A 12,415-nucleotide genomic window follows, 5' to 3' on the forward strand; every position below is an offset into this window, starting at 1 on the left:
GCGCGCCGGATCAGAACGATCAGAAGAAGCCCAGCGGCTTGTCGCTATAGCTGACGAGCAGGTTCTTCGTCTGCTGATAGTGGTCGAGCATCATCTTGTGGTTCTCGCGCCCGATCCCCGACTGCTTGTAGCCGCCGAACGCCGCGTGCGCGGGATACGCGTGATAGCAGTTGGTCCACACGCGCCCCGCCTGGATGGCGCGCCCAAAGCGGTACGCGCGCGTGCCGTCGCGCGTCCAGATGCCCGCGCCGAGGCCATAGAGCGTGTCGTTGGCGATTTCGAGGGCTTCGTCTTCGGTCTTGAACGTCGTCACGGAAACCACCGGCCCGAAGATCTCTTCCTGGAAGATGCGCATCTTGTTGTGGCCGCGGAACACGGTGGGCTTCACGTAGTAGCCGTCGCCCAGTTCGCTGCCCAGTGTGTTGCGCTCGCCGCCGATCAGGCATTGCGCGCCTTCCTGCTTGCCGAGGTCGATGTACGAAAGGATCTTCTCCAGCTGCTCCTGCGAGGCCTGCGCGCCGATCATCGTTTTCGGGTCGAGCGGATGGCCCTGGACGATCGCCGCTACGCGCTTGAGCGCGCGTTCCATGAAGCGGTCGTAGATCTTTTCGTCGATCAGCACGCGCGACGGGCACGTGCACACCTCGCCCTGGTTCAGCGCGAACATCGCAAAGCCTTCGAGCGCCTTGTCGAAGTAGCTGTCGTCTTGATCGAGCACGTCGGCGAAGAAGATGTTCGGGCTCTTGCCGCCCAGTTCCAGCGTGACCGGAATGATGTTCTGGCTCGCGTACTGCATGATGAGCCGGCCCGTCGTGGTCTCGCCAGTGAACGCGATCTTCGCGATGCGTTTGTTCGAGGCGAGCGGCTTGCCGGCCTCGAGGCCGAAACCGTTCACGACGTTGAGTACGCCCGGCGGCAGCAGGTCCTGGATCAGTTCGGTGAGCACGAGAAACGATGCGGGCGTCTGCTCGGCGGGCTTGAGCACGACGCAGTTGCCGGCGGCGAGCGCGGGCGCGAGCTTCCACGCGGCCATCAGGATCGGGAAGTTCCACGGAATGATCTGGCCGACCACGCCGAGCGGCTCATGGAAGTGATAGGCAACGGTGTCGTGATCGATCTCGGAGATGCCGCCCTCCTGCGCGCGCACGCAGCCCGCGAAGTAGCGGAAGTGATCGGCGGCGAGCGGGATGTCGGCGGCGAGCGTTTCGCGCAGCGGCTTGCCGTTGTCGATGGTCTCGGCCACCGCGAGCTGCTGCAGATTCTGGTCGATGCGATCGGCGATGCGGTTCAGGATGTTGGCGCGCTCGGCGGCCGAGGTCTTGCCCCAGGCGACCTTCGCCTTGTGCGCGGCATCGAGCGCGAGCTCGATGTCGGCTTCGCGTGAGCGGGGAATCGAGGTGAACGGATGGCCCGTGATGGGCGAGATATCGTCGAAATACTCGCCGCCCAGCGGCGCGACCCATTCGCCGCCGATAAAGTTGCCGTATTGTTTCTTGTAAGGGAATGCGATGTTCAGGAACTGCATCTCCGAGTGATTCATCGTCGTGCTCCTCTGTATTCTCGATGTCGATATGGACGGGCGCGGCATGCCGCGCTACCGGCACGCGCTTACGCCAGAAGCGTGCCAGTGCGTCCGGCACGCCGGCGCATCAAGGCGCCGCGCGCCTGAGGAGACGATGTGCGGGAGACGGGGACGATGAGAAACGCCGAGAGGTGCGCCGGGATTGAGCGGTCCGGCGCGGTACTGTTCAAAAATTGAACAACGGCGACAGGAAGTTGGGCAATCGGGCCGCCAATGCTGTAGTCTTGGCGGCCGTTACAGTCAGGAGAGTCTGCATGTCCGCATCATTCGTTTGCCGCAACCAGTCGTGCGGCACGCCCTGGGAACAAAGCGACGTGGTCATCAAGAACGAAGGCCAGGGGCCGTTGTTCCGCTGCCCGCTTTGCGGCGCCCGCAACTACCTCGAACAGTTCGAGGACGACGACGGCAACGTTGTCTACGAGCAGGTGGACGGCAAGCCGTTCCTGTGAGGCTGTAAGCGTTCGCGGCTTTGTGGCTAGAGGATCTCGGTTGCGAGCGTGACGCCGAAGAAGAAGCCGGCGACCACACCGAGCGCGCGGCCAACGAGCAGCGAGTTCAGGTCTTCGTCCAGCATCAGCGGATCGCGCCGGCTGCGCAGCACGGTTTTGAGCAGCAGGGGGCGGGCAAGGACCGCGCACGCCGAAATCAGCAGCGGCACCGCGAGCCGGAGCGCGGTGCCGACATGCTTTTCGGGCGGGATATCCAGCCAGATCAGAAGCAGAAGAGCAAAAGCCGTGACGATCGCGCCGGCGAGCGCCCCCGACACGAGCCGATCGGTGGAATGACCGTGCAGCATGATTGACCTCGCAGGAACAGTGAACCTGATCATCATCAAGTTTTGGTCGGAAAAGTCCTATGGGAGCAGTCCGAAAGGCGAGGGGGGAAGCGGATGGCGCGCTCGGATTTGCGCGAATGCGCCCCTATTTTTACTCCGGATTACGCCTACCTACCTAGTCAGGTAGGCTGGCTTCTGCGCCGCAGCGTCCTACAGTACCTCCATACGATAAGAAACCAGCTTGGACGTACGGGGGAAGCCATGACATTCGTCGAACAGGAAATTGCGCACATCGCGCGTGTGATGCCGCCGTCGCTCACCGGTGACTTCGAAACGCCCATCATGGGCGTCGCCTACTGGCGCAAACGGCTCTATACCTTGCTCAAGCAGAACCACCTGACTCATGTTCAACTCGGCACGGTCGATACGCTGCTGCGTCAGCTCGACGGTTTCGAGGCGCGTGGGCGCTGGATGCCGCAGCGCGCTACGAAGGCGCTTCGGGTGAAGGCACTGGCTTGAGTGATGGTGCGGGGCGGATTTTTGAAAGCTTTGGTCGGGCGTGAGTGGGTTGAACGCTCGATTACTCGCTCAGGAGGCGCTTCACTTCATCAAGGAAAGAAGCGGTCGTATGACCCCATAAAACAGGATCAAATTGGCTGCCATATCTTTCATTGAATTCTGAATCAAGCGTATCTGGAAAATCTGCTTTGAATGAATCTATATCAGAAATGAGTGCATCGATTTCGCTCTTCGGCATTTTTTCGATGTAGGAAGAAACTAGTTCTTCCACCGAATTTCCAAAAATATCAAAATCTTCGTGGAAGCGAGAGCGAATCAAACCTGTCAGATAACCATATTTGTCATTGTCAACCATACTGTAATCCTCACTCCAGATACGATGTCACAATATAATACGGCATCCCGTTGTATGTCTTATATCGCAGCACGACTGCAACCTTTTGAGCTTCGATTCTTTTACCCGTACTCCGGATAACCGCAAAGCCAACATTTTTCCCTACGTCCTTTGCCAAGTCCAAATCTCGTGAGGGTGCTTTCGTCCACGCACGAATTGCCAGTGCATTTACCGTCATCGTTTCGGATATGGCCCATTCGGCGGCGTAATGCTGCCTGCGCGTGCCGCCTTGATCGAGCCGGCGAAGCCGAACGGCACGACCATATCCAGCGACAGGCCGATATTGTTCGCCATGTCGGCTCTGACGTTCATCGCCTGGGCCAGCTTCGCTGTGCCCTGCCGGGTAAGGGTGTCGGTATCGAGCCCGGTCCATACCTGGCGCAGACCCGCTGCCGTCGTATCCGAGCCATGTACGCCGAACACCACGCATCCGGCTTTGCTGGCCATCGTCGGTTCCGGCAGCACACACAGCGCCGCTGCCCCGACCATTTCCAGCACCCCGCCGACAACCTGCAAGCCGCCCCATAGCCGGTTGGAAAGCATTTCGGACTGGCTGATCGACTGGCGGGAAAGCACCGCTGCCAGTTGCGGCGCACTGAGTACGACACGCACGCCATCTGAATCCTGCTGGTACGACATTCCGCACTCCTCTGTATCTGCTGGGGTCGTCAAGCTGGCAAGCGACCAGGGGGATCGGGAATGGGCGATGGATGATTTCGGGGTTTCGCTACGATTAGCGCAATGTCTGCAGTTGTCCTTGTCGGAATGTGCAGTCACGCCCAACCGCCTGCACAAACTCTGAGATTGGTGTCACGTGCGTACGCGCTTTTCTACCGGATAGTTAAGGTTGGCCGGGTTATTTCCGCCCATAAAAAGGTGGGCGTAAGTGCGAAAACACTTGGCGGAAAAACCCCCACCAACTTCCTGATTGAGACCCTGCCAGCTTGCGCGGGCCTTCCAGGGACTATCTGCACTGCGGGTGCGAAGACTCGCGATTTTCGGCTAGCCAATACCTCGTAAAGTTGTTCGCACCCTGCTGCGCATTTCGCGAGATCCGAGACTGGCCTGCCTTTGCGGCGGGACGTGCGAACACACAGACGAGCAGAAATGCGAACACCACAGCATGAAATGCGAACATCGCCGCGCATGGATGCGCCGGACGGCATGGAACCGCCCACACGTGGTGACAGGTGAACTACTTTAGGAGACGCTTCAATTCCTCGAGGAAAGAGGCGGTCGTGTAGCCCCATAAAACGGGATCAAAATCATGCCCATAATCCTTTTCGAACGCGGAATCCAGATCATTAGGGTGTTCGCTCCTGAACGAGTCTATTTCGCGAACCAGATTTTCATAATCGTAAGGGCAGTCTTTCTTGTAACACGCGACAATTTCCAGGACGGTTTCTCCGAACAGGTCGAAATCCTGGCCGAAATACGTATTAAAGAGATGGTCCATTTCTGGATAGCGCTCTGACGAACTCATTTCTTTCTCATCCAACGTAAGCGGTAAGAATGTAATATGGCATGCCGTTGTAGGTTTCGTATTTCAGCGTGACGAAAACCTTGTTCATTCGCGTAAGTTTGCCAGTCTCCCGCGTCACCCCGTAGCCAATGTCGCCGGAAACGACTTTGGTTACTGTTTCCGTAACCCTTCGTGGGGACTGCGCCCACGCCCTGATTCTTGTGGCATTGGTCTGCACTGTTTCCGAAATGGCGCGTTCGGCCTGCTCAAGGTTCGTGAATGAAGATACTCTTTTTCGATTTGGCTCAAGTCTAAGTCTTTCGCGCAACTGCGCTTCGGTCCGTCCTGCGTGCTTTTCCAGTGTATGCCCGCCAATCCGGCTACCCGCTTTCGCTTCGTGCTCCATCAGGTTGATCTCACCCATCGTGATACGGGCAGCCCGCACGGCCCTGATCGAGCCAGCAAAGCCGAACGGCACCGCCATATCGAGCGACAGGCCAATACGGTTCGCCATGTCAGGACTAGCCTTCATCGCCTCGGCCAGCTTCGTCGTACCCTGCTGCGTAAGGGTAGCCGTGTCGCGCCCCGTCCAGACCTGACGTAAGCCTGCCGACGCCGTATCCGAGCCATGCACTCCGAAAATCACACATCCGGCCTTGCTGGCCATCGTCGGTTCCGGCAGCACACACAGCGCCGTTGCCCCGACCATTTCCAGCACGCCGCCGACAACCTGCAAGCCGCCCCATAGCCGGTTGGAAAGCATTTCGGACTGGCTAATCGACTGACGGGAAAGCACCGCTGCCAGTTGCGGCGCACTGAGTACGACACGCACGCCATCTGAATCCTGCTAGTACGACATTCCGAATTCCTCTGTCGCTGTTGGGGGCAGTCAGCTTGGCAGACGACTACAGGGGAAGGGAATGGGCGATGGATGATTCTGCGATTTCGTTGCTGTCAGTGCGCCAGTGTATTTGGGTGGCAGTCAGGCCGCCGTACAGACGTGCTGCGCCTACGCTTCCATCATCGGGCGCCCCCGCTGCGTCGAGGATGGCACGCCCGACGACTGGCAACGCCGCCATGGGCGGTGAAGGGCAGCGCATCGCGCGCTGCAACAGTGGGGATGTTGTGCCGCTGTGTTGATCGAATTTGCCTGCACAGCGCCTGCACGGGTTCAGAAAGCAAAAAGCCCAGCCGGTTAAGGCTGGGCTTTTTGCTTGAATTCTTTGGTGGGGCGTGAGTGACTCGAACACTCGACCTACGGATTAAGAGTCCGCTGCTCTACCAACTGAGCTAACGCCCCAACAGAAGCGAAATTATGCAGGATATTTTTCGTCCTGCCAAGCCCTTTTCGCAAAATTCCTGAAAAAAGCGACCCGTGGGGCCGCCGCCCCACGCATGACGGCACGCCCCAGAGACGCCCCACCCATCGCCCTGTATCCGTTTCCCCGCTGTACCGCGCTGTCCCGGTATGATGTCGCCACTACTTGGATCTTGAGCCGCGCGCCGTCCATCTTGCTTCCCTGGAGCCGCCGCCCGGCCTGCATTCTGAAAGGCAATCAATGGACGAGAAGGCAATTCACGCGCTGCTCGCGCGCGTGCTTGCGCCGTGGGTGCGCGCGCTCGGACTGACGCCCGTCGAAGTCGGCGAGGACAGCGTCACCCTGCGCCTGCCGTTTTCCGGCGAACTGCGCCACGCGGGCGGCGCGATCAGCGGCCAGGTGTTCATGGCCGCGGCAGATACGGCGATGATCGTCGCCGTTTCGGTGGCGCTCGGCGAATTCCGGCCGATGACCACGGTGGCCCTCAACACCAGTTTCATGCGCGCCGTGCGCAAGGGCGACGTGCTCGTCACCGCCCGCGTGCTGCGCATGGGCCGCAACCTGGTGTTCGGCGAGGTGGAACTCTACGACGAAGACGGACGCATGGCCGTTCATGCAACATCCACCTATGCGCTGCTCGACGAGGCGCGATCGTAGCTCATTGGCTGGAAGGAAGCTCAACGCATGTTCGATCAGGTCGTTTTCGCCGGCGGCGGCAACCGTTGCTGGTGGCAGGCTGGTTTCTGGGATATCGTGCAGCCCGAACTGCAGGTGCGCCCGCGCGTAATCACCGGCATTTCGGCGGGTGCCGCCACCGCATGCATGCTCTACACGCGCGACGCCGACTGGGTGATGCGCTACTACGAAGAAGCGCTGCGCCACAACAAGCGCAATGCCTACTGGGGCAACCTGCTGCGCGGCGAGTCGGTGTTTCCGCACTACCGCATCTATCGCCAGGCGCTGCTCGACATTTACGGCGAGCGCTTCGGCAAGCTCAAGGATGCGCCCGAAATCCGCATCGGCGTCTCGCACATGCCGCGCTGGCTCGGCGCGCGCAGCGCCGTCGCCGCGGGCCTGATCGCGTACAACATCGAAAAGCACATTCGCAAGACGCTGCATCCCACGCTGGGTCGCAAGCTCGGCTTTCGTCCGGAGTTCGTGACTGCGCAGACCTGCGAGAGCGTCGAAGCCCTCGCCGATCTGATCCTGCAGTCTTCCTGCACGCCGCCGTTCACGCCGGTTCTGCGCCGCAACGGGCGTCCCGTGCTCGACGGCGGCATGGTCGACAACGTACCGGTGGATGCCCTCGACGAAACGCCGGGCCGCGTGCTCGTGATGGTGACGCGCCTCTATCCGCGTCCGCAGATGTTCGTCGTGCCGCATCATGGGCCGCAGGGGGAGCAGCAGCGCCTCTACGTGCAGCCCTCGGCTCGCGTGCCGATCTCGAGCTGGGACTACACGAGCCCGCATCAGATGCAGCACGCCTACAACCTCGGCCGCGTGGACGGCGAGCGTTTCCTCGAGCGCCTGCCCGAGGTGCTCGAAGCCGCCGCGCACGTGTAAGCGGGTTTTGAGGCCGATATAAAAACGTGGGGCGGGCCCGTCAGCCGCCCTCGTCAGCGTGCGCTTACTTGCGCCGCCCGCCGTGCAACGCGTCGGGATTCGCGCAGCTTGAGGTATCGCCCGAATCGAACGCGATGATGTTGCGGAACGCCGCGCTGAAGTACAGCTCGTAGCTTTCGCGCTCCACGTAGCCGATGTGCGGCGTGCAGATCACGTTCTCCATGCGCAGCAGGCTGTAGCCCTGCAGGATCGGCTCGCTCTCGAACACGTCGATTGCCACCATGCCCGGCCGGTTGTGCGACAGCGCGCCGAGCAGCGCGTTCTCTTCCAGCAGTTCCGCCCGGCTCGTGTTGACGAGCAGCGCCGTGGGCTTCATGCGCAGGAGATCTTCCTGTTTCACGATGCCGCGCGTGTCGTCGTGCAGACGCAGATGCAGCGAGAGCACGTCGCTCTCTTCGAACAGCGCCTCGCGGCTTGCCGCCGCTTCGTAGCCGTCCGCGCGCGCGGCTTCGAGCGAATGCTCGCGGCCCCACACCAGCACGCGCATGCCGAACGCCTTGCCGTAGCCCGCCACCAGCCGGCCGATCTTGCCGTAGCCCCAGATGCCGAGCGTCTGGCCGCGCAGCACCTGGCCGAGCCCGAAGTTGGGCGGCATGGCCGAAGTCTTCAGCCCCGACTGCTGCCAGGCGCCTTGCTTGAGGTTGGCGACGTATTGCGGGATGCGCCGCTGCGCGGCCATGATGAGCGCCCACGTGAGTTCGGCGGGGGCGATGGGCGAGCCCGTGCCTTCGAGCACCGCGATGCCGCGCTCGCTGCACGCGGCGATATCGACGTGCGATCCGACGCGGCCCGTCTGGCTGATCATGCGCAGATGCGGGAGCTTGTCGAGCAACTGCGAGGTAATGCGCGTGCGTTCGCGAATCAGCACGAGGGCATCGATTTCGGAGAGGCGGCTCGCGAGCTGCCCGAGCCCGCGCACGGTGTTGTTGAAAACCTTGACCTCGTGGTCGGCGAGCAGTTGAAAGCAGTCGAGCTTGCGGACGGCGTCCTGGTAATCGTCAAGGATGGCAATTTTCATGGCACGAGTTTTGGGTGTGCCGCACCGTTGGCGGTGCGGCTCGGTGTTCATCTGGTGGTTATCCCACTATGCAGCGCGCCGAAGGCTGGTATGAATAGGGGAAGCCTTCGGGGCACGCGTTCGCGCGCAAGACCCGGAGCCGTTTTCCGCTCGTTGCGGGCACCACCGTTGCGCTGATGCGCGATGGTTTCCGCGCGGGCCTTGCCGCGAATATTGCCGCGAATAATTTACAACTTTTAACAGCTTGTCGGGCTGCGATGCAAGCCGCTTTACAGACGGTTTCGAACCCCAGGCTGAAATGCCCTTGACGACCTGCCCAACCGTGCGAATCGACAGAACATTGATTGCCGTCAAATGTCGCTTTCGCAGGAGTTGCGCCTCTCGCCAGCAGCGTCGAAAAGGGCCGAATCCTCTTTTACAACCCTAAAATTGGAGACTGCTCGATGAACCATCCCGACTTGAACGTCCAGGCCGCAGCGCAGGTGCCTGCCTGGGTGCGCCACCGAAAACTGGTGGAATGGGTGCAGAAGATTGCCGCGCATACGCAGCCGGAGCGCATTGTCTGGTGCGACGGCTCGCAGGAAGAATACGACCGCCTGTGCCAGCAGATGGTCGATGCCGGCACCCTGCGCAAGCTCGATCCCGCGAAGCGGCCGAATTCCTACCTCGCCTGGTCGGATCCCTCCGACGTCGCGCGCGTGGAGGACCGCACCTTCATCTGCTCGCCGCGCAAGGAAGACGCCGGCCCGACCAACAACTGGATCGCGCCGGCCGAAATGCGCGCCACGCTGGACGGCCTGTTCGCGGGTTCGATGCGCGGCCGCACGATGTACGTGGTGCCGTTCTCGATGGGGCCGCTCGGCTCGCCCATCGCGCATATCGGCGTGGAACTGTCCGACAGCCCTTACGTGGTCGTGAACATGCGCATCATGACCCGCATGGGCCGCGCCGTGTACGACGTGCTCGGCGAGGACGGCCCGTTCGTGCCGTGCGTGCACACGGTGGGCGCGCCGCTGGCGGAGGGCCAGCAGGACGTGCCGTGGCCGTGCAACGACACGAAGTACATCGTCCACTTTCCCGAAACGCGCGAGATCTGGAGCTACGGCTCGGGCTACGGCGGCAATGCGCTGCTCGGCAAGAAGTGCTTCGCGCTGCGCATCGCTTCGACCATGGGCCGCGACGAAGGCTGGCTCGCCGAGCACATGCTGATCCTCGGCGTGCGCTCTCCCGAAGGCCGCAAGTACCACGTGGCGGCGGCGTTCCCCTCGGCGTGCGGCAAGACCAACTTCGCGATGCTGATTCCGCCGCCCGCCATGAACGGCTGGGAAATCACGACGATCGGCGACGATATCGCCTGGATCAAGCCCGGCGCCGATGGCCGCCTCTACGCGATCAACCCGGAGGCGGGCTATTTCGGCGTGGCGCCCGGCACGAGCGAGAAGACCAACTACAACGCCATGGCCACGCTCAAGGCGAACGTGATCTTCACGAACGTCGCGCTGACCGACGACGGCGACGTCTGGTGGGAAGGCATGACGGATACGCCGCCTGCGCATCTGACCGACTGGCAGGGCAAGGACTGGACGCCCGCGATCGCAAAGGAAACGGGCCGCAAGGCGGCGCATCCCAATGCGCGTTTCACGGCGCCGGCCTCGCAATGTCCTTCGATCGACGCGCAGTGGGAAGACCCGAAGGGCGTGGCGATCGACGCGTTCGTGTTCGGCGGCCGCCGCTCGACCACGGTGCCGCTCGTGACGCAGGCGCGCGACTGGACCGAGGGCGTCTATATGGCCGCCACCATGGGTTCGGAGACGACGGCCGCGGCCGCGGGCCAGCAGGGCGTGGTGCGCCGCGATCCGTTCGCCATGCTGCCGTTCTGCGGCTACAACATGGCCGGGTACTTCGATCACTGGCTGAAGGTGGGCGCGAAGCTCGGGCAGCTCGGCGCCGCGCTGCCGCGCATTTTCTGCGTCAACTGGTTCCGCAAGGGGCCGGATGGCAAGTTCGTATGGCCGGGCTTCGGCGAGAACATGCGCGTGCTGGAGTGGATGGTGCGGCGTATCGAGGGCGGGGCGCAGGGGGAGGCGCACGCGTTCGGCGTTTCGCCGCGCTACGGCGATCTCGACTGGCGCGGCCTCGACTTCACGCCGGCCCAGTTCGAGCAGGTGATTTCGGTCGATGCCGAAGCCTGGCGCGCCGAACTGGCCCTGCACGCCGAGTTGTTCGAGACGCTCGCGCATGGGCTTCCGCAGGCGCTGCAGGAAACGCGCGAATCATTGGCGCGACGTCTCGACGCATGACCGAGCCTCGCTTCCGTTGAATGTGAGCGCTTACCAACAGAAAAGAGCTGCCCGGGAGCGGCCTTTTCTGTTCGTCCACTGCGGCGCTATGTCGCTGCATTGCGGAAAATTGTTTCTTGACGAGAAACAATAAGCCTTCTTCGCCTTCTTTCCCCAACACAATCGAAGAAAATATCGAGAAAACTACGCCTTCTGGAGCAACTTCTGCACGAATTCTCCTGTCGTAGGAGAATTCGCGGTTCGCTTCGCTGATGTCGGCGAGCTGTAACACAAGGCAGGAGTTGTCTCATGGATCATTTGCAGTCGATGCGGGTATTCGTCAAAGTGGCCGACCTCGGCAGTTTCGCCCGGGCCGCCGCCGCGATGGATATCTCCAACGCGGTCGCCACGCGTCATGTTGCCGACCTCGAAGGCCGGCTTGGCACGCGTCTGCTCAACCGCACGACCCGCAGCCTTTCGCTCACCGAGTCCGGTCAGGTTTATCTGGAACGCGCCCGCCAGATTCTCGACGAGCTCGAAGACGTCGAACAGATGGTGGTCGCACGCAATCACGAACCCGTTGGCACGCTGCGCATCGTCGCGCCCGTCGTATTTGGGCTGCACAATCTGGCCCCGGTTCTTCAGAGCTACACGGAGCGTTATCCGCAGGTCGTCCCCGACGTCACGCTCGTGGATCGCCAGGTCGATCTGGTGGAAGAGGGGTTCGATCTGGGCGTGGTCACCGCGCGGCAGATGCGCAGCGCGAGCATCGTCACGCGGCGCCTCACCACGGGCTGCATGATGGTTTGCGCCACGCCGGCCTACCTGGAAAAGCACGGCACGCCCACGCGGCCCGAGCAGTTGATGGAGCATCCGTCCCTCTCGCTGCCCTCGGAGTTCTGGGGCGACGAGCGCGTGTTCACGGGCGCGGACGGTGAGGTTCGCGTGCGCCCGACCAACGTGATCGTTGCGAACAACACCGAAATGCTGCGCCAGTTCGCGCTGCTCGGCATGGGTATCGCGATACTGCCGAGCTACCTGATTGGCCGCGACATGGCGCGCGGGCGCCTCGTTCGCGTGCTTGGCGACTACCGTCTGCCGCAGATCGAGATCAACATCGCCTACCCGAGCCGGCGCCATCTGCCGGCCAAGGTGCGCACGTTCATCGACCATCTGGTGGATCATTTCAGCCAGGCCGGCGAATTGCACGATGGCCTCGTGCGCCCCACGGCCGCGCCGGTACGGGCCGCCGCGGCGCGTACGGTCGCGCCGGAGGTATTCGACGGATCCGAGCCGATCGCGAATCTGCTGGATGGCGAGCGTGCGCCGAAGTCGGCGCGCGCCTCGGCGCCGCGCACCCGGACTTCGGCGATCTCCCCGCTATAAGCTGTCTATTTGCGGCTAAGGGTGGCGAAAGGCAATAAAAAAGCGCGATCTCGTTTGA

12 protein-coding genes, 1 tRNA gene and 1 pseudogene are annotated in these 12,415 nt (G+C 62.1%); 6 read left to right on the forward strand and 8 right to left on the reverse strand.

Features of this window, described 5'->3' with window-relative positions:
* Positions 1 to 19 precede the first annotated feature (19 nt).
* Positions 20 to 1,540, reverse strand: coding sequence for an aldehyde dehydrogenase (gene adh, locus BFE01S_RS21445; protein WP_028227265.1), 1,521 nt, complete (start codon positions 1,538 to 1,540; stop codon positions 20 to 22).
* 296 nt (positions 1,541 to 1,836) lie between these two features.
* Between adh and BFE01S_RS21450 the strand changes: the two genes are divergently transcribed.
* Positions 1,837 to 2,031: a hypothetical protein gene (locus BFE01S_RS21450; RefSeq protein ID WP_028227266.1), complete on the forward strand. Its 195-nt coding sequence runs from the start codon at positions 1,837 to 1,839 to the stop codon at positions 2,029 to 2,031.
* A 26-nt stretch (positions 2,032 to 2,057) separates the two neighbouring features.
* Here BFE01S_RS21450 and BFE01S_RS21455 read toward each other — a convergent pair whose 3' ends face one another.
* A complete protein-coding gene (locus BFE01S_RS21455) occupies positions 2,058 to 2,378 on the reverse strand; it encodes a hypothetical protein (protein WP_052420949.1) in 321 nt (106 codons plus the stop codon).
* Positions 2,379 to 2,618: 240 nt separating this feature from the next.
* On the opposite strand from BFE01S_RS21455, the gene BFE01S_RS39600 reads away from it, so the two are divergent.
* On the forward strand, positions 2,619 to 2,876 hold the full coding sequence (locus BFE01S_RS39600) for a hypothetical protein (RefSeq protein WP_042338174.1): 258 nt from the start codon (positions 2,619 to 2,621) through the stop codon (positions 2,874 to 2,876).
* A 61-nt stretch (positions 2,877 to 2,937) separates the two neighbouring features.
* Here BFE01S_RS39600 and BFE01S_RS43275 read toward each other — a convergent pair whose 3' ends face one another.
* The 5 genes and pseudogenes from BFE01S_RS43275 to BFE01S_RS21480 form a co-directional block, all read right to left on the reverse strand.
* Positions 2,938 to 3,231, reverse strand: coding sequence for a contact-dependent growth inhibition system immunity protein (locus tag BFE01S_RS43275; protein WP_084170088.1), 294 nt, complete (start codon positions 3,229 to 3,231; stop codon positions 2,938 to 2,940).
* A 10-nt stretch (positions 3,232 to 3,241) separates the two neighbouring features.
* Positions 3,242 to 3,909 (reverse strand): annotated as a pseudogene (locus BFE01S_RS39605) (RNase A-like domain-containing protein).
* Between the two features lie 556 nt (positions 3,910 to 4,465).
* Positions 4,466 to 4,753: a contact-dependent growth inhibition system immunity protein gene (locus BFE01S_RS21470; protein WP_028227268.1), complete on the reverse strand. Its 288-nt coding sequence runs from the start codon at positions 4,751 to 4,753 to the stop codon at positions 4,466 to 4,468.
* Between the two features lie 7 nt (positions 4,754 to 4,760).
* On the reverse strand, positions 4,761 to 5,564 hold the full coding sequence (locus tag BFE01S_RS21475) for an RNase A-like domain-containing protein (RefSeq protein ID WP_028227269.1): 804 nt from the start codon (positions 5,562 to 5,564) through the stop codon (positions 4,761 to 4,763).
* A gap of 392 nt (positions 5,565 to 5,956) precedes the next feature.
* A tRNA-Lys gene (locus BFE01S_RS21480) sits at positions 5,957 to 6,032 on the reverse strand.
* 259 nt (positions 6,033 to 6,291) lie between these two features.
* Here BFE01S_RS21480 and BFE01S_RS21485 point away from each other — a divergent pair.
* Both BFE01S_RS21485 and BFE01S_RS21490 read left to right on the forward strand, forming a co-directional pair.
* The gene (locus BFE01S_RS21485) at positions 6,292 to 6,708 is read left to right on the forward strand and encodes a PaaI family thioesterase (protein WP_028227270.1); all 417 of its coding nucleotides are present in this window, start codon (positions 6,292 to 6,294) and stop codon (positions 6,706 to 6,708) included.
* A 27-nt stretch (positions 6,709 to 6,735) separates the two neighbouring features.
* Positions 6,736 to 7,614, forward strand: a complete 879-nt coding sequence (locus BFE01S_RS21490; protein ID WP_028227271.1) for a patatin-like phospholipase family protein — start codon at positions 6,736 to 6,738, stop codon at positions 7,612 to 7,614.
* Between the two features lie 64 nt (positions 7,615 to 7,678).
* Here BFE01S_RS21490 and BFE01S_RS21495 read toward each other — a convergent pair whose 3' ends face one another.
* Complete coding sequence (locus BFE01S_RS21495; RefSeq protein ID WP_028227272.1) at positions 7,679 to 8,692, reverse strand: D-2-hydroxyacid dehydrogenase family protein; 1,014 nt, start codon at positions 8,690 to 8,692, stop codon at positions 7,679 to 7,681.
* 443 nt (positions 8,693 to 9,135) lie between these two features.
* On the opposite strand from BFE01S_RS21495, the gene BFE01S_RS21500 reads away from it, so the two are divergent.
* Together BFE01S_RS21500 and BFE01S_RS21505 are read left to right on the forward strand one after the other, a co-directional pair.
* Entirely contained in the window at positions 9,136 to 10,992 is a 1,857-nt protein-coding gene (locus BFE01S_RS21500; protein ID WP_028227273.1) for a phosphoenolpyruvate carboxykinase (GTP), read from the forward strand.
* A 288-nt stretch (positions 10,993 to 11,280) separates the two neighbouring features.
* Positions 11,281 to 12,357, forward strand: coding sequence for a LysR family transcriptional regulator (locus BFE01S_RS21505; RefSeq protein ID WP_028227274.1), 1,077 nt, complete (start codon positions 11,281 to 11,283; stop codon positions 12,355 to 12,357).
* The last annotated feature ends 58 nt before the right edge of the window (positions 12,358 to 12,415 follow it).

Origin of the sequence: Paraburkholderia ferrariae NBRC 106233 (assembly GCF_000685035.1) — a bacterium.
Lineage (GTDB): Bacteria > Pseudomonadota > Gammaproteobacteria > Burkholderiales > Burkholderiaceae > Paraburkholderia > Paraburkholderia ferrariae.